Origin of the sequence: Bacillus sp. es.036 (assembly GCF_002563635.1) — a bacterium.
Lineage (GTDB): Bacteria > Bacillota > Bacilli > Bacillales > Guptibacillaceae > Guptibacillus.
Genome location: NZ_PDIZ01000001.1, coordinates 290,635 through 311,802, shown reverse-complemented (window position 1 = coordinate 311,802; position 21,168 = coordinate 290,635). Strand labels below are relative to the sequence as shown.

The following is a 21,168-nucleotide window of genomic DNA, read 5'->3' as shown; positions in this document are numbered from 1 at the left end:
AATGGAAGTGGTTCTTTTTTCTGTACATAAATAAAACGCCACTGGTAAGGATTTCTACAAATTGTATAAATGTTGTAATTTGTCGAAATAGATTGTTAATTTGTCGAACCTATGTATAATGATAATTAACGGTAAATTTTCAGAAAAATAAATCAAATTACAACTAGAGGAGCTGCTCAGCCTATGGAAGGATTTCTAACGAGTATCATTGATGGTTCAAACAACATTCTCTGGAGTTACGTACTTATTGCCGGATTACTTGGACTTGGCATTTACTTCACGATTGCTTCACGATTTGTTCAATTTCGATTTTTCGGCGAAATGTTTCGCGTATTAGGAGAAAAACCTGATTATAAGGATGGAGCCAAAAACATTTCACCTTTTAAATCTTTCTGTGTCGGTGCCGCTACGCGGATTGGTACAGGAAACTTAGCAGGGGTTGCAGTGGCGATCACGCTAGGTGGGCCAGGAGCTGTTTTCTGGATGTGGATGGTTGCCCTGCTTGGTGGAGCCACAGCTTTCATTGAAAGCACACTTGCTCAGGTTTACAAGGTGAAAGGTGAAAACGCCTTTCGAGGCGGCCCCGCTTATTATATTGAAAAAGGTCTGAAAGCAAGATGGTTAGGGATTGTTTTTGCCGTTTTGATTGCCATTACGTTTGGTCTTATCTTCAATTCGGTTCAGAGTAATACGATCGCACTAGCGTTTGAAAATGCATTTGGTATAAATCCATTAGTTATTGGTGTTATCATTACGGTTTTGACTGGGGTTGTCATCTTCGGTGGCGTGCATCGAATTGCAAACTTATCAAGTGTGATCGTACCTGTTATGGCGATTCTCTATATTGTCATTGCCCTGTTTGTTTTATTTATGAACCTGGCAGAACTACCATCAATCGTAGCCCTCATTGTAGGAAGTGCTTTTGGATTTGAACAAGCAGTAGGGGGAGCGATTGGTGCAGCCATTATGAACGGAGTAAAACGAGGACTATTTTCGAATGAAGCCGGTATGGGGAGTGCGCCAAACGCGGCTGCAACTTCTACTACTTCACACCCAGCGAAACAAGGGCTTATTCAATCTCTTGGGGTATTTGTCGATACCATTCTCGTTTGTTCATCCACTGCCTTCATTATCTTACTAGCTCCTGTGTTTCGAACAGTTGAAGTGACAGGAATTGAATTACTTCAAAACTCACTAAACTCTCATATTGGTGGATGGTCGGGTATTTTTATCTCCATAGCGATTTTCTTGTTCGCTTTCAGTTCGATTATTGGCTCTTACTACTATGGCGAAACCAATATTGAGTTTATTAAAAAAAGCAGAGGAACACTTTTTCTGTTCCGTCTCGCTACGATGGCATTTGTGCTGATCGGCTCGATTTCAAGCTTAAGTCTCGTATGGAAAATGGCCGATCTCTTTATGGCACTGATGACGGTGATTAACTTGATTGCAATTGGTTTGTTAGGAAAAATCGCCTTTAAGGTTTTAAAAGACTATGAAAATCAGCGGAAACAAGGGAAAAACCCTGTGTTTAATCCTACTAAGCTAGGGATTCACAATGCAGATGCCTGGGTAGAGGATCAAATGGAGAAAGAAGATGACGTTGAAAAAGAGGAAGCGATTGGATAATATCGCTGTTTTAAGAGTCCGGCACTGAACCGGACTCTTTTTTTCTGTTCATGAGCTTTTTTACTAAGGGATTTCACATTTCCAAACTTCTTTACCCTTTTTTTACAGATACCCTTTTTATAGAGATGAATTCGTTATATGATGAATGTACGCCAGTCAGCCTTGTCGGATTGCTTTACCTTGATGAATCAAAAGGTTGAAAAACTATAAAGGAAAGGCAGGTTCTTTCTCCTTATGATTACACCGATTTTTCGCATCTTTGACACGGAAAAAGCCACTGACTTTTATCGGGATTTCTTAGGGTTTACGATTGATTGGCGACATCAGTATGAAGAAAATATGCCTGAATACATTCAAGTTTCGTTTCATAACGCTCTTATTCATTTAACCGAGCATCATGGAGACGCTTCACCAGGAAGTTCGATACGCGTAAAGCTAGATAACGTCGAAGACTATCATCACATCCTTTCACAAAAAGAATATGCCTATTCCAATCCAGGGATGAGGCATACCTCCTGGAAAACCATCGAAATGACTGTCACCGACCCGTTTCTAAATCGGATAACGTTCTACGAAGAAAAGTAAGCACAAAGCGGGCGGTGCCTGGCACCGCCCGCTTTGTGTCGAACTTAGTCGATTGGGTCTTCTGCTTTCCCATAGCGAATGACATCATAGATGGCCATGCCGTCACTTGGCTTCCCATCTTCGTTTTTATAAGGCATTAAAGAAAAGAAAATAAAGTAGAAAGAGAAATAAACAAATTGCCTAAATACTAGAGCTTCTGGTAGCACCTCTGTCAGAATCAGATAGTTAATGATTAAAATAAGAATTAAATTAAACATACTGCCCGCTAGATAAATCGACACATGCGCCCACGTTTTATCGTAAGTTAACTTATCGTACTGACACCATCCTTCCATGAAGTATTTTTTCCTTACCTCCAACGGACCTATATCGACTATTTTTTTCCCTGTACCGATGCAAAATTTGATCCGTCCCCCAAATACTCTCGCTACGAGGACATGTCCAGCCTCATGCACCAATGTTACGATCGGAAGAATAATAAAGAAATTCACAAAAAACATGGGAATATCACTTAAAGTAAACACCGAAAACCTCCAGTCATTTTTTCTTCATTGATTCAACACAGGTGTAAAGACACAAAAAAAAGCCGAAAAGGAATCTTTCTCCTTTTCGGCTTATGTCTGACGCTAATTGTTCAGATCATTGCTACCTTTTATATGGTCATTCAATTTTGTGTTGAACGAAATGAGCTCATTATCCGCTCGCATACCTCTCGTTTTCAAGTTCACGAGATCGTGAAAGTCGTGCAGTAAAAGACCGAACATTCTATTTCAATCTCAGCTTCCCATTGTACTCCTGAACACCGAAAAAAATCAAGAAGGAGAAGCCAGATGTTGGCTTCTCCTTCTTTCTTACCACTCTTGATTTGTTGGACGTACTAGAATTTCATTAATGGCTACTTCAGCCGGTTCTTCAATCGCAAAAACAATTGTACGAGCAATGCTGTCAGCTTTAATTGCACCGCTATAAACCGCATCAATCGAAGATTTCACATCATCATCCGTAATGGTTTCAGTAAGTTCTGTACTAACTGCTCCCGGTGAAATAATCGTAGCACGGATATTATTACCAACGGACTCTTCCATTCTTAGTCCTTCAGTGATGGCTCTTACTGCAAACTTTGTAGCACTGTAGACTGAGCTTCCTGGTGAAATTTCATGACCAGCTACAGATGAAATGTTAATAACGTGCCCTTCCTTTTTCTCTCTCATATAAGGAAGAACGGCTCCGATACCGTAAAGAACACCTTTAATATTAACATCAATCATTTTATCCCATTCATCGTATTTCTTCTTGTGTAAAAGGGAAAGTGGCATTAAACCGGCGTTATTCACAATCACATCGATTTTTCCAAACGTATCATACGCATATTGAGCTAGTGACTCCATCTCTTCAGATGATGTTACGTCTGTTACCTGGTAAATCGCTTCTCCACCATTGTCTTCTATTTTCTTCTTAAGCTCTTTTAATCGATCTTCACGACGAGCTGCCAAAACGAGCTTTGCTCCTTTTTCGGAGAGTAACTTTGCTGTTTCTTCTCCAATACCGCTTGATGCTCCAGTAATGATGACGACTTTTTCTTTTGCCATTTAAAAAACCTCCACAGTTGGATTATCAATCGTTTTAATTGATAAACCATACTTTATAGGTTAAAGTGCGGTTTAACACAAATAAAGCGACTTAAAGGGAGGCACAAACAAATGAAATACTATTCGATGAAGGAAATAACCGCGATGACAAACCAGTCTGCATCCGCGATCCGATACTATGAAAAGGAAGAAATTCTTCCCTTTATCGAACGCGATGAAAATGGCGTTCGAAGATATACCGAGAATAACTTAGAGTGGCTTCATTTCATTCTAGCTCTTCGTTCTACAAATATGCCGATTGCTGAAATAAAAAGATACGTTCATCTTTACAAACAGGGTGATTCGACTATACGAAAAAGAAGAACACTTCTTTCTAATCATAAACAAAAAGTAGAACGTGAAGTAAAGCGACAGCAGAACTATTTAGCACGGATTTCAAAAAAAATCACTCTCTATGATGATGTTTCAACAGATTTGCAAAAAGTAACGTGTTCAACATATTAATTCACCTGGCGCAGCAGGTACCATTTCACTCCACTTTATACATCAGCTGATCCGAGCGTCATACCTCCATCAATGACAATTTCTGTTCCCGTACAATAGGAACTTTCATCAGAAACAAGAAAAGCCACGGCCCTGGCAATTTCCACAGGTTGTCCAATACGACCGAGCGGAATCGTCTGATAGAAATCTGGCACACCCTCTCCCTGGGTCGCCATCTCCGTCTCAACTCCTCCCGGATGAATCATGTTTACCCGAATGCCTTTCGGACCTAATTCGATTGCCGCTGCTTTAGACATCGCAACGACAGCTGCTTTTGTAGCCGCATAGGCAGCAGACTGACCGATCGGAGCAAACGCTGAGATCGATACGTTATTCACGATCGCCCCTTTTCGCTGTTTCTCCATTAACGGAACAACCGCTTGCATTCCCATAAACACACCAAGCTGGTTTACGTTCATTAACTCTTGATATTCTTCTACCGATAAATCTGTAAATGGTTTTCTTTTTAGTATCCCTGCATTGTTTACAAGCGCATCCAACTGACCAAATTCAGATTGGATCTCTTCAAGCACTAATTTCCAATGCTCTTCTTTCGTTACATCCAACTGCACAGGATAAGCCCCAATCAAACTTGCTGCTGTCTCAGCATCTTGATAGCGGCGTGCTCCAATGATCACTTTTGCTCCTAATGAAGCAAGATGCTCACCAATTGCTTTTCCCTGACCTCGATTTCCTCCGGTGATTAAGATCACTCGATCGTGTAGATCTGGCATGTTATTCTCTCCTTCGTCTTTAGATAGGTTTAGCTTACAGGAGCAATTTAGAAATCACCAATGAAGAAGATTCAAACAATAATTGTCAAAATATTAATAATTTGACACAATAGCACTAGTAAATCCTTTTGAAATGGAGAGCGAGAAAAAATGATTTATCGAAGAAAAACCTATACCATTCAACCTGAAAAATTAGATGAATTTAACGAGTTTTTCCATACTTATCTTTATCCAAATCAACTAAAACATGGTGCCAAATTGGTTGGGCGTTGGGTTAACGAAACCCAGAATGAAATAACCGCGACCTGGCAATATGAAAGTATGAATCACTATGAAGAGATCGAAAAGCAAATTCGAAAAAGCGCGTTACATCAGAAGGCGAAACAGCGTGATCTAGGGAACCTTTATCTTGAAAGTATCCAGGACTTTCTAACGTCAACAGCCGAACCTTACGCGTATCATCCTCCAAAACACATCGTTTCAGCAGCTACCATTATTTTAAATGAAGCAGATGAAGTCCTTTTAATCAAAGGCCCACGTAGAGGTTGGGAATTCCCTGGAGGTCAAGTGGAAGAAGGCGAATCATTACACGACGCCGCAATTCGAGAAGCGAAGGAAGAATCCGGTGCTGATGTTGAAATAATGAAATTTTGCGGCGTATTTCAAAACGTGAAGTCTTCTATTTCGAATAACCTCTTTCTCGCTAACTATGTTGGGGGTAAACTCACAACATCCTCGGAGAGCCTTGAAGTTGGATTCTTCCCTATCGATCAAGCACTTGAAATGGTTACTTGGAAAAATTTTCGACAGCGCATGGAATATTGTTTAAACGAAGAACACCATCCTTTTTATGTGGCGTTTAATCAGTAAGTTTCCTTTACGCTTAGATTTTCAAAATTCAACCTTTCGTAAAGTAGTATTTGTACTCGTACGTCGTTATGATTTCACTTTCATCCGTATTCTTCCCTAAAAAATTCGTCCGTCACGGGCGTTTTTTTATGTAAAAAATTGGTTTATCTTGCGGCGTTAACAGGTATTGATTAACAACTAAGAAAGGATGCTTATGATGGTCATCACTTGGAAAATGTTCAGCTTCGGGGTCATGGTAGGGATTGCAGTACTCTTCGTTCTATCCGTTATGAAAGATGAACCTGTCATTTCATCAAAAAACATTGCCATCATCCTTGGAGTACTCACGTTCTATAGCGTGTTTTTTCTATGGAGATACTGGTGCAATAACAATAATAATCTTTTCAAATAGGAGGCAGAGTTTATGTTAAAGAAAAAAGCACGCTCGCCCGGCAAGGAATTTCTTCTGTCATTTCTTTTCATGTTTATTTTTTTCGGCGGAGCCTTCCTATCCTTTTACTATTTAGGGTTTAACATCGGGTTTCCGATTTCCTTAATCCTCCTCATTCTTCTAGCATACATTTCAAGGCGCACCATCAAACAGTCGGATGAGAAATTTCTTACACCTACTGATCGCAAATTCAATATGAAGAAACACCCCTGGCTTGTTGGCATTCCTGCGTTTATTTTTTTCTTCATTAATCATTATGTTGGTAACGATTCAGGTTTACTATCAGCACTTATCCTTACGATTATTAACTTTTTCTTTAGTTTTGTGCTGCTTCTCGGGGTTTATTATTTTAGAATGAAGCGGCTTGGTTATCATAGACGGTTACTGGTCGAAATAAAGATCCTTTATCAGACGTCGATGCCACTCGGTTTACAAAGATTAGAATACGAATTCGAAACCGGAAAGAATCCCCCATTCTTTCCGGTTTCATTTTATTTTCATGGGGTATTTAAAAATTGAAAACACAATTTCGACTAATTTCGATTTTATTTTACAAAAAAAGGGGGGTTAATGGAATCGATTACCTGGTAATTTATCCTAAAATTATTACGTATTGAAGCAGATTAAAACTTCTCTCTTTACACCATACTAACGGTAGTGGTAGAGTAAGTAATTGTGTTTAAAAAGCGATTAAAGGAGTCTTGTATGGACAATAAAGAAACTGGGCGTATTGATTGGCCCGTCTTTGGTATAAGCGGTGGGGTATTGATCCTCTTCGTGATTCTTGCACTTTTTGATATTTCATTGGTTGAAAACTTGGTTAGCTCAAGCTTTGCCTGGTCTGCGAGGTTTTTCGGTGGGTTCTGGCAAGTTTTAATGCTAGCAACATTTTTTGTAGGAATTGGATTGGCCTTCTCTAAATACGGAAAAATTAAATTAGGTGGTATGGATAAACCTGAGCTTAGCCTATATAAGTGGTTATCCATTATTATGGCGACACTACTTGCCGGTGGCGGTGTGTTTTGGGCAGCGGCAGAACCGATGTACCACTTCTTAACCGTTCCTCCTTCTCAAGATGGAAAAGGCATTGAAGCTGGAACTCAAGGTGCAATTGATACTGCACTTGCCCAAAGCTTTATGCATTGGGGTTTCCTTGCCTGGGCCATTCTAGGTACAATCAGTGCTGTTGTGATGATGTACGGACATTATCATAAAGGCATGCCGATGAAGCCGCGTACGCTTCTTTATCCGATTTTCGGTGAAAAGCTGCGTCACAGCTGGTTTGGTACTCTGATTGATGCGTTTTCCGTTATTGCGGTTGCCGCAGGTACAATTGGACCAATTGGTTTCTTAGGCTTACAAGCAAGTTACGGTTTGCAGGAAATTTTCGGCATTCCGAATCAGTTCAGCACACAGTTCTCGATTATTTTAGCTGTCGTGATTGTTTCTACGATTTCAGCAGTTACAGGACTTTACAAAGGAATTCAATACTTAAGTAGCTTTAACGTTCGTCTTGCGATTGGATTAATGGCGTTTATCGTTATCTTTGGCCCTGGTGGCTTTATCTTCAATCACTTTATCTCTGGATTTGGTGTTTATGTGGATCAATTTGTTACGATGAGCACATTCCGTGGTGATACCGGTTGGCTTTCATTCTGGACAGTCTTCTTCTGGGGCTGGTTTATCGGATACGGTCCAATGATGGCGATTCTTGTTAGTCGTATTTCACGAGGACGTACGATTCGAGACATTATTATTGCTGTTTCAATTTTTGCACCGGTTATCTCAACATTCTGGTTTACAGTACTCGGAGGATCTGGAATTTTCTTTGAACTTTCAAATCCTGGTTCGATTTCAGAAGCATTGAATGCAGCTGGTAACCCAGCAGCCATGTTCGCCATTACTGAGCAATTCCCGCTTGCAAGCATTGTTTCACCACTGTTCTTGATTCTAACGATTCTTTTCGTTGTAACAACAAGTGACTCCATGTCTTATACAATTGCAATGGCAGTTACGGGCGAAGGCGATCCTCAAAGATGGCTTCGCGTGTTCTGGGCAATTCTTATGGGAACTGTCGCAGTCATTCTACTTATTACAGGAGACAGCGGCATTACGCAGTTACAGAACTTCATTGTTGTAACAGCTGTTCCAGTCTCGCTTATCCTTCTGCCAATGGTTTGGCTCGCACCTAAAGTAGCGAGGGAAATGGCAAGAGATCAGAAAATCATTAAATAATGTGTCTGGCCCTCTCCCCTTTGGGGAGAGGGCCTTTTTAATGGTGCCTGTTAAATGGTGCCTGTCACCACCCGTTATGCGTCGAACGAAGTCGAAATATCTTAAGCAGAATTGGGTATCCTAAGAGCTGAGTTACTTATACTTAAGGAGGACACAACTATGCTTGAAGGAAAATGTGCGTTAATTACAGGATCTGGTCAAGGAATTGGGCTAGAAATCGCTACTGAGTTTGCAAAAGCCGGAGCGAAGGTTATGCTTAATGATATTAATGAAGACACCCTTAAGGAGTCGGTTGAAAGCCTAACATCTCAAGGTTTCACTGTTGAAGGGGTGGTTGCGAACGTTGCGAAAGAAGAAGATGTGAAGAATGCTATTGAAGAAACCGTCAAGAAATTTGGACGTATTGATATTCTTGTTAACAATGCAGGGATCCAGCATGTGGCGCCAATCGAAGAATTCCCAAGTGAAAAGTACGGGTTAATTCTTGATATTATGCTAAAGGGCCCATTCTATGGCATCAAATATGCTTTTCCTATAATGAAAGAACAAGGATATGGCCGTATCCTAAACATGGCTTCCATCAATGGATTGATTGGATTTGCTGGAAAAGCCGGTTACAACAGCGCAAAACACGGCGTCATTGGCCTTACGAAAGTAGCAGCCCTAGAAGGCGCAGACTACGGCATTACCGTAAATGCGATATGCCCGGGGTACGTTGATACACCGCTCGTACAAAATCAATTAGAAGACCTTGCAAAAACACGTAACATCGAAAAAGAGAAAGCGTTAGAACAAGTCATTTATCCACTCGTTCCTCAGAAGCGTTTAATCCAGGTACAAGAAGTCGCTGACTACTCCATTTTCCTAGTGAGTGAGAAAGCGAAAAGCATTACAGGTCAAGCTGCTGTGATTGACGGTGGTTATACCGCTCAATAAGCACAAAAAATCCCCCTCTCACCTTTATGGTAAAGATGTGAGGGGGATTTTCTTATGATCGGATGAATTAGTTAATGCCCATCATCGCAAGGAAAATAATCGCGATCGTAGCGATCATTGGAATGATTAAACCAACCACAAACACATCTTTATAGGAGTCTTTGTGCGTTAGTCCGGTAACCGTAAATAGCGTTAAAAGAGCACCGTTATGCGGCAGGATTGATGCCCCAGAAGCAACGGCTGTGATACGGTGGAACGCTTCTAAACTAAGGTTGTTACTAATTGCAATATCATAGTATTCGCTACCGAGCGCTTCAAGCGCAATTCCCATACCACCAGAAGCTGAGCCTGTAATCATCGCTAAAAGCTGAACAGCAAAGGCTTCTGAAAAGTACGGACTAAGTGGAATCGCGAAGATCAGATCTTTCACTGCTTCAAAACCAGGGGAAGCTGTGACGACTGAACCGAAACCAACGGCAGCACTTGTATTGATTGTTGCCATTACAGAGCCAGATGCCCCGCCATTGATCGCTTTAATGAACTGCTTGTAATTTTTAATATTAAAGAGCATGATGAGAAGAATCCCGATGCCAAGTGCAATCAAAATGCTTAAATTTTCAAAGGCATTTAGCGTTACAACAACAGCGATCAATGGAATTACAGAAAGAATCCAGTTCGGAAGCTCATCTTCATTAATACTTTTTACTTCGTTTGATCCTTTAGGCTCTGTAAATTCCTCACCATTTTTCGTTAGCTGTTTCTCACGGAATTTCAGATAGAAATAACCGCCAACGGCCATAATTAAACCAGCAACAATTCCAAGAATCGGTGCCGCCATCGTCGATGTTTTAAACGTATTAATCGGTATGATGTTTTGAATTTGTGGTGTACCTGGCAGTGCTGTCATCGTAAATGTAAAAGCACCTAGCACAAACGTCGATGGAAGAAGCTTACGTGATACGTTTGCCTGGCGGAACATTGCCACGGCGAGTGGATAAACGGCGAATACAACAACAAAGAGACTAACGCCTCCGTATGTAAGAATCGCTGCTGAGATCAACATCCCAAGAATCGCACGTTTCTCTCCGATTAAGTTTGAAATTTTATAAGCAACCGACTGCGCTGCCCCTGTGTCCTCCATTAACTTCCCAAAAATCGCTCCAAATAAGAAAATTGGGAAATACGCTTTCGCGAAATCAACGAATCCTTCCATATACGTTCCTGTATAGGACTCAAGAATATTCATTCCGCTCAATAATGCAACAATTCCAGATACCAATGGCGCGATCCAAATAATCGACCACCCTAGGTAAGCGAGGAGCATTAAGAGAGCGAGACCAACAATAATACTAATCATAGCTGATTTGCCTCCTCAAATATCTTCTGTCTGTTTTACTATGTCCAATCCTGGCAAATCTAAATCGACAAAAGCCGACTCTTGGGTGCCTGTCACCACCCATATTTACTCGAATTCACTCGAATGATGTTACCCGTTTAAATGAGCAATAAAACCAATTTCTTTTATGAATGGGTTCATTTGCATTTAAGAAAATGCGCGAGTGCCTGTCACCGCCCGCTTTTGCTCGAAAAACGTCAATTAAAGTCGAACAAATCTGAACTTATCAGACGCGATTTATAACCGTGACTCATAACATCTTCCAAAACAAAAAGAGCGGGGCTGCCCCGCTCTTCATTCCTTATGAACTTGTTATCTTCTTTTCACCAACGTATGACAGCTGCTTTTTCACATAATATATCCCAATTCCAATCATCATTAACAAAGAAAGAAGACAAACACTTGCCATTAGAGGTACTACCTTAAGAGCATACAAAAACATATCAATTTCATAAATGTCTTTAGAAGCTACAACCGTCCTCGGCGTGAAAATAAGATGGCTTTTCCAATTCGACAGTGCCGGCAATTGACTTGCCGTCCAGGAAGTGGCCCAGTAGGAATATCCAAAAACACTAAGCAGACAAAGCATCGAGTAAAGTTTGAAGAAACCCCTTTTCTTCACACCATCACCTCTATGATTTTATACATTACATATTCGTTAGCCGCATCGCTTATTCCTGTATTTCCCTAAAAGTGGTGAGCCCGTCCTTTGTTTTAATGGGCTCACTCGACATAGGAAACCCCCTATCTCCAGTTAGGAAATAGGGGGTTCAATTATTCAACTTACTCTTCAGGAAGTAGCACAATTTTTCCTAGTTTACCCGCTTTTTTAAAATAACGTTGAGCCTCTCTCGCTTGTTCTAATGGAAATGTTCGATCAATCACTGGTGTGATCTTCCCATCAGCTATCGCTTTAAGCATCCGCTTAAACTCTTCCCTTGTACCAAGAACAGAGCCATAGAGTGTTATGTGCTTCAAATACAATGTTCTAAAATCAAGTTCTGTTTTCTGTCCACCAGCAGAACCAGACGTGCAAAACTTGCCGCCTTTCTTTAAAACATGAAGCGAAGTTGAAAACAAGGCATCTCCAACAACATCTAATACTGAGTCAATCGGTCCACCATTCACTTCAAGTATTTCTTCAGCAAGCTGATCCGATTTGTAGGAAAGTACGTGCGTTGCTCCAAGGTTCTTCAACTGATCTTCCAAAGCGAGATCGCCTACAATCGCGATTACATTAGCACCAAACACACGAGACGCAATTTGAACGTTCAGAGAACCTACTCCACCGTTTGCTCCTGTAACCATAACAGTCTCGCCCTGCTTAGGCTGAATTTGTTCAACCATATGCCACGCTGTCATCCCACTAACAGAGAACACGGCACTCTCTGTATAGTCAGCAAGAGGCATGTCAAAACAGAGTTCTGCTGGCCATACAACATAGTCCGCATATCCTCCGTCATACTCTGATCCAATGAAAGACATATCTTCTGAGATATGTTCAGACCCTGGCTCTCCGCTCGAAGTAAAAGGAAAGAGCACGACGTTCTTGCCGATCATCTCCTCATTCACTTGCTGACCGACTTTCACAATCGTACCGGTAATATCCGATCCTGGTGTTCTAGGAAACTGAACACCTTCAGGACGCCATCCTGATTTCGTTCCTGTTCCATATGCCCCTTCACGCATCCAAATTTCCGTATTATTAATCGCACATGCCTTTACCTTAACGAGTACCTCATTCTCTTTCGGAACAGGAATCTCCTGGTCTACGACTTCTAACTGATCCACATCACCATAACCCATTACTTGAACTGCTTTCATGATGGTGCCTGTCACCTCCCGTAATTTGTCACAATTTGTCACCTTGTTGGATAGTATAACAGTTTCCTACTCAAGATAGTAGTAGAGGGATTGAACGATAGGATATAGAAAGATGGTGTGTTAATTTGAGAAATGAATATATCTTACCGGAAACGGGACCTTCGCACTCAAAGAAAACCACCATGAATGCCCTGGGATCATGACGACAATCATGTCGTTAGAAAAAAACATCCTAATTGTCCTAAGACGATCTTCCTTCATACCATCCCCCCAGAAAAAAACACTACTTTTGACTTCGTTTGAATAAAACGCTTACTGGGAACCAATAATTGTAATTGAAAGGAGTGGATATTGTTGGAAAAGAAATTCCCTATTCTTCTTGCTTCTTGCCTCATTTCAGGTTCTCTTCTCGCAGGTTGCGGATCAAACGGTGCTGAGGATAACACAGGTAATCAAGCCAACAACTCAACCATGGAAGAAAACGGCGCTTCAGAAAATGAAGGAACGAATGAAGGAACAAACGAAGGAATGAACGACTCGGGCGATAGCGGTTCAGAAGAAATGACCAATCTTGAAGCTGGCGTTGATACGGCATTATCGAACCTTGAGGAACTTAAAACAACGATCGAAAATAGTAGCGATGATGTCGAAACGATTAATGAGCAGACGATGACGCTCGAGGAAAACTGGGACGAAATGGAATCTCAAGTAGAAGAAGAATTCCCGGATGCATACAAGAACATTGAAGAAAGCCTTTATCCTCTCATTGATGAAGGAAAAAAAGATGAGCCTGATACGGACAAAATGACCGAGCTAATTGATGAAACGATGATGAAAATGACGGAGTTCAAAGAAACGTTACCAACTTCTTAATCCCCATAAGGAAAACCCTCTCCTATTCAATAGGAGGGGGCTTTTCGCTTTAGTAGAGCTTACCATGACGATAAAGAATATTTGAAAGCTTCATCACCGTATGGATGTAGCAATTCTGTCTGAGAGCAAATGGATCATTGAAAAACTGTGGGTAAATTTCATCCATCGTTTCCTTCATTTTTTTAAAAAGAAGAGAAAAGACTTCTTCTTCACTATAGAATTGCGTTTCCCTTCCTTGAAGCCATTCGAAATAAGAAACGATGACACCACCTGCGTTCGCAAGTATATCTGGAATAACGAGCACACCGTCTTCACTTAGTTTTCGATCCGCACCAAGTGTAATGGGGCCGTTTGCACCTTCCACAATCATGCGCGCTTTTACTTGATCAACATTATCCTCATGAATTTGATCTTCAAGCGCTGCCAAAATCAGCACGTCCGTATCAAGGTAAAGAACATCTTCTCGTTCTTGAATATCCGCTTTGATTTCATGCTCAGACAACGCTTCCTCTGTCGTAGGCAAATCACCTTCATGATTGGACGTAAACTCAATTAGTGCTTTTATATCAAGGCCATCACCATTATAAAGCGTGACGTTTCGATCGCTTACCGCAACGACTTTCGTATCGAGGTAGTTGCAGCTATACGATTCAAGTGCTGCAACGGATCCAACATTACCAAATCCCTGAATTCCAATCGTTAACGGACGATCGGAATGCTCAAGTGCTGTTTTGGCAAAGCGATTATCATTTCTCTTAAACCACTCTTCATTTTCTTTCACAAAATTATGAAGCATGTAGCGAAGCGTATAGTAGACGCCTTTTCCTGTTGCTTCTCTTCGACCAAGCGAACCGCCGTTCACCTGACTTTTCCCTGTGAAACTTCCGCGATACGGGCGTCCGGGATGGATCGTTTTATATTCACCCATCATCCAGTCCATCTCTCGTTCACCCGTTCCAACATCCGGTGCTGGGATGTCTTTATCTGGGCCTAAAATATCGCAGAAATTTTGAACGTATGTTTTTGAAATCGTATGTAGTTCTTTTTCCGAAAATTCACGTGGGTTAATAACCACGCCACCTTTCCCTCCACCAAATGGTACATCATGAAGCGCATTCTTTAACGTCATTAAAGTTGCCAGATTAATTACTTCATCTTCCTCGACCGTTTCGTGAAAGCGAATCCCGCCTTTATAAGGCCCTACCGCATTATTGTGCTGAACGCGGAAAGCAGGAATTCGTAAAATTTTCCCGTTCTCGAGAGGAACGCGGAGAAATGATTTTTGAATTTGGTTCGGGGTTGAGAGAATCGATTCAAGGGATTTGAACGCATTTTCTCGATCTTCATCCTTGAAATTTGGTAAAAACGATTGATCCTCGAGTAGTGCATGTAACGACTCCTGTACAACTTCTCCATATTTACTAGCCAATTTCATCCCTCCATGTTTTTCTATTCTATTAATATCGTACCCTTTTGAAACTAGTTCAAACGGGCTGGATGAAAAGGCTTACGTTTTTTTACTAGGTGAAATAAAAAAAGCCGTCACTAGCGCAATATGCATGTGACGGCTGAGAACTACTTCATTTTTTATTAGTGATGATCAGCCGGAAAAACAACTCCGATTTGCTTCCGTGCTTCATCCATTACTTCAATCGAACGGAGAGAGTTTTCATGTGAGTTGATCGAAGACTGATCCTTACCGGCCTGGATTAGTTCAATAAACTCCTTCGCTTCATACATCATCGTATGGGATTGCGACTGCGACAGGTCTTCAATCGATCCATCTCGATAATAGATTTTCACATCCATCGGTGAACCGATCTTGTCGATCAGGATACTCCCGTTCTCCCCTTGAATTTCGGATGGAAGATGAGAATCTGTGATTTTTGAAAACATAATCACTGCTTCTTTGTCTTCATATCCAAGTAAAATACTGCCTTCTCCATCAACCCCCGACTCAAGCATGACGCCTTCTGCCTTAATCGACTGGGGCATGCCAAGCATGGATACGACAGGATAAACGCCATATACGCCGATATCCATCAGTGACCCATTTGAAAACTTAGGGTTAAACGCATTTAGCACTGTTCCTTCTTTATAAGCATCATAACGCGACGAATACTGACCGTAATTCGCAACAAAGCGACGAATTTGACCGATTTTATGCAAATTCTCTCGCACCATCTGCATGTTCGGCATCACGGTGGATTTCATCGCTTCCATTAGTAGAACGCCTTTTTTTGAGGCAACCTCGACCATTTGTAAGACCTCACGTTTATTTGACGCCATCGGCTTCTCACAAAGCACGTGCTTCCCACCGTTCATGAAAATGATTGATTGTTCTGCATGTAACGAGTTAGGACTCGCAATGTAGACGGCATCAATGAGCGCGCTGTTCGCCATTTCCTCAAGACTTGTGAACGTCGCCTCTGCCCCATGCTTCTCAGCAAATGCCTGCGCCTTCTCTTCCGTTCGAGAATAGACCGCCGTAAGTTTAAAATCGCTAAGCTCAGTCGCCCCCTCAAGAAAATTATCCGTAATCTTATTTGTTCCCACAACTCCAAAACGAATCATACTCATATTCCTCCAATTATTTTAGCAAATTCGACAAGTGACAGGCACCCCGACCGTGTCCGCGTCACCAAGTATATCTCATGCGAGTGACAGGCACCACCCGAACGATGTCAGCATATGTCGAATCAGATAAGGCGTACGCCTAGCTGCTGCTCTAACCATTTCGGTACAACGAATCTCGCCGTTAGTAGTGGATCCACGACCTGACACACTTCAACTTGTCCAATTGCACTCATCAGCATGGTTGCTTCACTTATCGACATTCCGCTTTTCTCCATAACGCGATCGACCATTAGCTCGGTTGCAAGTGTTACCGCTTCATCAAGTGTGGCAGCTGAAGCAATTTGGGTAACAACTTCAGCGTTTTCTAGCATCGGTTGAACGATTGACTCCCCCTTGATCACTTCAAGCTTTACTGTTGCTTTACCAGGAACTTCAATTCCTGAAACGCTCACTTCACCGTCTCCCATCGCTGCATGAAAATCACCTAATCCGAACAGTGCACCTTCCGCAAACACTGGAAAATAGAGCACCGCTCCTTCCGTAACCATTTTATTATCCATATTTCCGCCGTGCGCACCAGGTGTGCCACATGAAACACCATCGCCTTCTGGTGCGACACCAATTACGCCGATCATTGGATTTAACGGAATGCTAAGGTTATTAAAACAAGCAGCCCCATCTTGAATTGGAATCATCTTTGACTCCATTTCTTTTAAACGATGTCCCATAACCCCAAGATCTGGCCCAACGACCATGACGCCCTGATCTCCAATTTCAAGCTTTTCAATCGAAACTTTTAACACATCTCCAGGTTGTGCATCCTTCACATAGATTGGGCCAGTTGCAGGATTCACTCGGTTCCAATCAATTCCAGTAATCTCATCTTCCTCCGTTTGAAGCTGATTCATAAAGCAGTCATACGTCACGATTTGAACGCTAGTTCCTGATGGTACGATCTTCACAGGCTTATGCGTTTTGTTAAAATCATAGATCACCGAATCATTCATAACTAAGTCCATTTCAATCTCCCCTTTTTAATTTTTTTATTATAATGATAATTTTAACAGTTTCGTAGAATCATTGCCTATTCCTAAGACTGCTGTCTCACTCCTCTCTCTTTTTCTTCTATGAAAATGGTCGTGTGAGAATAGACATTAATATGCTTCTCCTACCAATTAACAATCCCTCATCCCTCGCTCTTATGACCTAATTCTTCCAAAAGCTCTTGTAAAATGGTTTCGCTATCATTACGATCATAGACAGAAACACGAGATGTGCGCATAATAAGAAACGCGATTTTTTCGAGCGATTCCACGTTTTTCCGACCATGACGATCGACCTTATTATCTTAAAATGATCCTTACAATCGATTAACATCACCTTCACGTTAAACAAGTAAACTATGATTTGTGAGAAAACATGAACCGGGGGGAAATCAATTTGTTTAGTAAAAATGCCAAAAAGAAGCTTATTCCATTCGCTGTCATTTCATCACTAGCTGTAGCTGGATTTGCAGGGATTGGTACGGACACAGAAGCAAAATCCGAAAAAAGTAAAAACCCTAAAAACGAAATCGAGAACGTCATCTTCTTAATCGGTGATGGCATGGGACCGGGCTATACAACGGCCTACCGTTCGTATATGGATGACAAAACAACGCCTTATATGGAAAAAACAGCTTTCGATGAATATCTCGTTGGCGCTCAAGAAACCTATTCATGGGATCCAGAAGAGAGCGTAACAGACTCAGCAGCAGCGGGTACGGCGATGGCTGCTGGAATCAAAACTTACAACGGCGCAATCTCCGTTGATATGGATAAAAATGAAGTGAAGACCGTTCTTGAAGAAGCAAAAGAAAAGAACAAAGCTACTGGACTTGTTTCTACTTCTCAAATTAATCATGCAACGCCAGCATCATTCGGTGCTCATGATGAATCGCGGAATAATTACAATGACATTGCAGACGACTATTATGATGAGATGATCAATGGTGAGCATAAAGTGGACGTATTGCTTGGCGGAGGAACTTCTTACTTTGAGCGCTCTGACCGCAACCTAACAGAAGAGTTTCAAAATGATGGCTATAGCTATGTCACTTCAAAAGATGAACTCGCTCAAGACGATAACGAACAAATTCTTGGCCTGTTTGCACCTAAAGGAATGGACAAAGCGATTGATCGTACGGAAGATGCACCCTCTCTTGAAGAAATGACTGACGCAGCTCTTGAGCGCCTAAGTGACGACAAAGACGGCTTTTTCCTTATGGTCGAAGGTAGCCAAATTGACTGGGCTGGTCATGATAATGACGTTGTTGCTGCAATGAGTGAGATGGAAGATTTCGAGAAAGCTTACGAAGCGGCGATTGAATTTGCGAAAAAGGACAAGCACACGCTCGTCGTCACAACAGCTGACCACTCTACCGGTGGCTTTGCGATGGGACGCGACGGAGAATACAAGTGGGATCCAGCTCCACTTAAAGCAGCCAAAAAGACACCTGATTACATGGCAGCAAAGATTGCTGAAGGTGCAGATGTGGAAAAAACACTGACTGAAAACATCGATCTTGAATTAACATCAGAGGAAATCGCGTCTGTCGAAAAAGCGACTGAAACAGGCGACGTGGTGGAAATTGATAATGCGATTGAAAAGATCTTTGATATCCGCTCAGGAACTGGCTGGACAACTGGCGGACACACAGGTGTTGACGTGAATGTGTATGCGTACGGCCCACAATCCGAAAAATTCGCCGGCCTTCATGATAACAATGAAACAGGTCAATTGGTGATGGACCTTCTTAACGCAAAGCAAGAAAAGGATCACGGAAAAAAGGACGATGATCACAAAAAAGACAAGTAAAAAATGTCCCGTTGCTTCAAAAAGCAACGGGAGTTTTCTTTCTGATTGAGGAGGTTATTTTACATGAAGCACATACTAATCACTCTATGTACTGCCTCTCTTTTTCTTGGGGGGTGCGCTGACAATGCGAATCAGCAAGCTAGTTCACAATCAGAACACACGACATCTATAACAAAAGAAGATGAAACAAATGCCGCTCAAAACGAAAATAAAGGATTAATCGATAGTCCACAGGCACCTGATGACAGCTCACTAACTGAAGTTGGCCAAACTTATCAGGATGCAGACGGCTCTATTACGTTAAAAGCAAGCTCTGATTTTAACGAAAAAACGACGATTGGGGATGTTGAGCTAACCGTTTCAGATGTGAAGGTAATGGCGTATGCGCCTTCCCCTGACTTAATCGATTTTTTTCATGGCTATTCGAACGATGAGACAAAATTCAACTATGTAAAGATTCGCGTCCATGTAAAGAACACGTCGGATCAAATCGTTAACTTTGCACCAATTTCAACACTTGAAACGAGTGATGGTGAGAAGAAAGGATTCGATGATGACTTTTACCTCGAGAACCTTTACGGAGATTACGCACCCGGGGAAGAAAAAACCGGGCAGCTCGGCTTTGTTCTAAATACGACTGACCTAGCGCAACTGGATGCCCTAACAATTCAAACAAGTGATGTGTTCGACAAAAAGGAAGAAACGCTAACGAAGGGCCAATCGATCACCGTGCCTTTTTAAAGATGCCCTTCAGGGTGTCTTTTTTGTCGTTTCGCGGAATAAATGATTTTTCCGCGGAATTACTGGATGTTTTCGCGGAATTACTGGATGTTTTCGCGGAATTAACGAAAATATCGCGGAAATCGATCTCTCCCATACGACGAAATACGCACTCATCTCAGCCATTCTTAACGATTCCGACCGTTTTATAGCCCTTTTTTATGAACCAGAGAAAATATGTCACAAATGATAGACCAAGGCCACCGAAAAGAAAGACGGATTGGAGCTTGTACCCTTTATTTTCATTTATCCATTCCATCACAACATAAAAAACCGCCGCTAAATCTAGCATCAACATCTCCTCCTGAGTGTTTGATTACTAGATTATAAGCAAGCGGTTTAACATATATACCAACTTTTTCATTATGTGAGTGAATTAAGACGATCAGTTAACTGCATAAACGTTTCACGGTCGCGACAATCGAGCGCCTGGTCAATTTCTTTTTTTAATATATCTTGTTTTTGTTCGATACTGGAAGCATTGATGTGTTCGAGTAGTTGCGCGACCATTTCCTGTCTTTTTTCCGAAATCTGATTTTGGTAGACTTTTCGATTCTCCATCATCCAATCCTCCATTCATATTGATAGAAACGCTTCTACGTTTTCTATGCGATTAATTACAGTTTAACCGATTTTTACGAATTTTAAACAATAGTTTAGAAGATTCTAATAAATAAGGTCGAATTTTGTACTACTTTACTAGACTAAAAGATTCGCCTTTTACTTACATTGTTTCACTGCGATTTTTCTTATAAAGACAATAGCCTTCATAGAAATAATAGAAACCTGCTAGGAGACATCCGGTAAACGAAATGAAATGAAATCCTAATAATCCGTACCCTTTATGAATGAGCGAATCCAAAGACCTCGCAGATGATAGGAGTAATAAGCACCCGATCAGATAGTTCACCCATGATTTGTTCAACATATGCTTCAGATCCCCTCCCGCTCTTCGATGATAAAAGAATGAATTTGCTTAATAATCCCATCTTTAAATTGATTAAAACGATACGTATCGCAAAAGGCGTAGGTTTTTTCACCCACCTGAATTTTCCCTTCGACTGCTGCAGTAACACCATGGGTGATGATGGTATCGATCATCAGTTTCGCTTCATCTTGTGGAGGCATACGATCCCATGCCTTTTCAAAATCGTTCTTCCCTTCGATCTTCTCCATACCAATGAGGTGCCATTGGACATCATCTGTCACACTCGCGAGCACAACGTCACGATCCCCGCTAATAAACGCTTCATTGAACGCCCTTAGAAAGTTTTCCTTTGCTGTCGCCATTTTATATCACCCTTTCTGAAT

General features: G+C 41.5%; 24 protein-coding genes and 1 pseudogene. 12 read left to right on the top strand and 13 right to left on the bottom strand.

Annotated elements, in window-relative coordinates:
* The first annotated feature begins 183 nt into the window (after positions 1-183).
* Together ATG70_RS01635 and ATG70_RS01630 are read left to right on the top strand one after the other, a co-directional pair.
* Complete coding sequence (locus ATG70_RS01635) at positions 184-1,629, top strand: alanine/glycine:cation symporter family protein (protein ID WP_098442646.1); 1,446 nt, start codon at positions 184-186, stop codon at positions 1,627-1,629.
* A 234-nt stretch (positions 1,630-1,863) separates the two neighbouring features.
* Entirely contained in the window at positions 1,864-2,214 is a 351-nt protein-coding gene (locus ATG70_RS01630) for a glyoxalase superfamily protein (RefSeq protein WP_098442645.1), read from the top strand.
* A gap of 44 nt (positions 2,215-2,258) precedes the next feature.
* Here ATG70_RS01630 and ATG70_RS01625 read toward each other — a convergent pair whose 3' ends face one another.
* Both ATG70_RS01625 and ATG70_RS01620 read right to left on the bottom strand, forming a co-directional pair.
* Positions 2,259-2,738 (bottom strand): site-2 protease family protein, encoded by a 480-nt coding sequence (locus ATG70_RS01625; RefSeq protein ID WP_257147579.1) that lies wholly within the window; start codon positions 2,736-2,738, stop codon positions 2,259-2,261.
* Between the two features lie 327 nt (positions 2,739-3,065).
* Positions 3,066-3,803, bottom strand: coding sequence for an SDR family oxidoreductase (locus tag ATG70_RS01620; RefSeq protein ID WP_098442644.1), 738 nt, complete (start codon positions 3,801-3,803; stop codon positions 3,066-3,068).
* Between the two features lie 111 nt (positions 3,804-3,914).
* Here ATG70_RS01620 and ATG70_RS01615 point away from each other — a divergent pair, with 111 nt between their 5' ends.
* Positions 3,915-4,307 (top strand): MerR family transcriptional regulator, encoded by a 393-nt coding sequence (locus ATG70_RS01615; protein WP_098442643.1) that lies wholly within the window; start codon positions 3,915-3,917, stop codon positions 4,305-4,307.
* 35 nt (positions 4,308-4,342) lie between these two features.
* Here the strand turns inward: ATG70_RS01615 and ATG70_RS01610 are convergent, their stop codons facing one another.
* Positions 4,343-5,080, bottom strand: a complete 738-nt coding sequence (locus ATG70_RS01610) for an SDR family NAD(P)-dependent oxidoreductase (protein WP_098442642.1) — start codon at positions 5,078-5,080, stop codon at positions 4,343-4,345.
* A gap of 150 nt (positions 5,081-5,230) precedes the next feature.
* Between ATG70_RS01610 and ATG70_RS22690 the strand changes: the two are divergent.
* The 6 genes and pseudogenes from ATG70_RS22690 to ATG70_RS01585 all read left to right on the top strand — a co-directional run.
* Positions 5,231-5,440 (top strand): annotated as a pseudogene (locus ATG70_RS22690) (NIPSNAP family protein); the annotation flags it as partial.
* Between the two features lie 57 nt (positions 5,441-5,497).
* Entirely contained in the window at positions 5,498-5,950 is a 453-nt protein-coding gene (locus ATG70_RS01605) for an NUDIX hydrolase (RefSeq protein WP_257147757.1), read from the top strand.
* A 196-nt stretch (positions 5,951-6,146) separates the two neighbouring features.
* Complete coding sequence (locus ATG70_RS01600; protein ID WP_098442641.1) at positions 6,147-6,341, top strand: hypothetical protein; 195 nt, start codon at positions 6,147-6,149, stop codon at positions 6,339-6,341.
* A gap of 12 nt (positions 6,342-6,353) precedes the next feature.
* Positions 6,354-6,899 carry a hypothetical protein gene (locus ATG70_RS01595; RefSeq protein ID WP_098442640.1) on the top strand — a complete coding sequence of 182 codons (546 nt, stop codon included), beginning with the start codon at positions 6,354-6,356 and terminating at the stop codon, positions 6,897-6,899.
* A 186-nt stretch (positions 6,900-7,085) separates the two neighbouring features.
* Complete coding sequence (locus ATG70_RS01590) at positions 7,086-8,615, top strand: BCCT family transporter (protein ID WP_098442639.1); 1,530 nt, start codon at positions 7,086-7,088, stop codon at positions 8,613-8,615.
* Between the two features lie 159 nt (positions 8,616-8,774).
* Positions 8,775-9,551, top strand: a complete 777-nt coding sequence (locus tag ATG70_RS01585; protein ID WP_098442638.1) for a 3-hydroxybutyrate dehydrogenase — start codon at positions 8,775-8,777, stop codon at positions 9,549-9,551.
* 67 nt (positions 9,552-9,618) lie between these two features.
* Here the strand turns inward: ATG70_RS01585 and ATG70_RS01580 are convergent, their stop codons facing one another.
* The 3 genes from ATG70_RS01580 to ATG70_RS01570 all read right to left on the bottom strand — a co-directional run bounded on the left by ATG70_RS01580 (position 9,619) and on the right by ATG70_RS01570 (position 12,771).
* On the bottom strand, positions 9,619-10,908 hold the full coding sequence (locus ATG70_RS01580; RefSeq protein ID WP_179886138.1) for a GntP family permease: 1,290 nt from the start codon (positions 10,906-10,908) through the stop codon (positions 9,619-9,621).
* Positions 10,909-11,248: 340 nt separating this feature from the next.
* Positions 11,249-11,569, bottom strand: a complete 321-nt coding sequence (locus tag ATG70_RS01575; RefSeq protein WP_098442637.1) for a DUF4306 domain-containing protein — start codon at positions 11,567-11,569, stop codon at positions 11,249-11,251.
* Between the two features lie 161 nt (positions 11,570-11,730).
* A complete protein-coding gene (locus ATG70_RS01570) occupies positions 11,731-12,771 on the bottom strand; it encodes a zinc-binding dehydrogenase (protein ID WP_098442636.1) in 1,041 nt (346 codons plus the stop codon).
* A gap of 354 nt (positions 12,772-13,125) precedes the next feature.
* Between ATG70_RS01570 and ATG70_RS01565 the strand changes: the two genes are divergently transcribed.
* On the top strand, positions 13,126-13,644 hold the full coding sequence (locus ATG70_RS01565; RefSeq protein WP_098442635.1) for a hypothetical protein: 519 nt from the start codon (positions 13,126-13,128) through the stop codon (positions 13,642-13,644).
* A gap of 49 nt (positions 13,645-13,693) precedes the next feature.
* On the opposite strand, the gene ATG70_RS01560 is transcribed toward ATG70_RS01565, so the two are convergent.
* The 3 genes from ATG70_RS01560 to ATG70_RS01550 form a co-directional block, all read right to left on the bottom strand.
* On the bottom strand, positions 13,694-15,079 hold the full coding sequence (locus ATG70_RS01560) for a Glu/Leu/Phe/Val family dehydrogenase (RefSeq protein WP_098442634.1): 1,386 nt from the start codon (positions 15,077-15,079) through the stop codon (positions 13,694-13,696).
* A 155-nt stretch (positions 15,080-15,234) separates the two neighbouring features.
* Entirely contained in the window at positions 15,235-16,218 is a 984-nt protein-coding gene (locus ATG70_RS01555) for a Gfo/Idh/MocA family protein (RefSeq protein WP_098442633.1), read from the bottom strand.
* Between the two features lie 125 nt (positions 16,219-16,343).
* A complete protein-coding gene (locus tag ATG70_RS01550; protein ID WP_098442632.1) occupies positions 16,344-17,240 on the bottom strand; it encodes an acetamidase/formamidase family protein in 897 nt (298 codons plus the stop codon).
* 421 nt (positions 17,241-17,661) lie between these two features.
* Here ATG70_RS01550 and ATG70_RS01545 point away from each other — a divergent pair, with 421 nt between their 5' ends.
* Positions 17,662-19,077, top strand: a complete 1,416-nt coding sequence (locus ATG70_RS01545) for an alkaline phosphatase (RefSeq protein WP_306472670.1) — start codon at positions 17,662-17,664, stop codon at positions 19,075-19,077.
* 63 nt (positions 19,078-19,140) lie between these two features.
* Complete coding sequence (locus tag ATG70_RS01540; protein WP_098442630.1) at positions 19,141-19,818, top strand: DUF4352 domain-containing protein; 678 nt, start codon at positions 19,141-19,143, stop codon at positions 19,816-19,818.
* Positions 19,819-19,975: 157 nt separating this feature from the next.
* Here ATG70_RS01540 and ATG70_RS22245 read toward each other — a convergent pair whose 3' ends face one another.
* From ATG70_RS22245 to ATG70_RS01530, 4 genes are all read right to left on the bottom strand, one after another.
* Positions 19,976-20,149, bottom strand: a complete 174-nt coding sequence (locus ATG70_RS22245) for a hypothetical protein (protein WP_160920443.1) — start codon at positions 20,147-20,149, stop codon at positions 19,976-19,978.
* 71 nt (positions 20,150-20,220) lie between these two features.
* On the bottom strand, positions 20,221-20,418 hold the full coding sequence (locus ATG70_RS01535; RefSeq protein ID WP_179886137.1) for an IDEAL domain-containing protein: 198 nt from the start codon (positions 20,416-20,418) through the stop codon (positions 20,221-20,223).
* Between the two features lie 163 nt (positions 20,419-20,581).
* The gene (locus ATG70_RS22105; protein ID WP_142329531.1) at positions 20,582-20,785 is read right to left on the bottom strand and encodes a hypothetical protein; all 204 of its coding nucleotides are present in this window, start codon (positions 20,783-20,785) and stop codon (positions 20,582-20,584) included.
* 5 nt (positions 20,786-20,790) lie between these two features.
* Positions 20,791-21,147 carry a nuclear transport factor 2 family protein gene (locus ATG70_RS01530; RefSeq protein ID WP_098442628.1) on the bottom strand — a complete coding sequence of 119 codons (357 nt, stop codon included), beginning with the start codon at positions 21,145-21,147 and terminating at the stop codon, positions 20,791-20,793.
* Positions 21,148-21,168 lie beyond the last annotated feature (21 nt).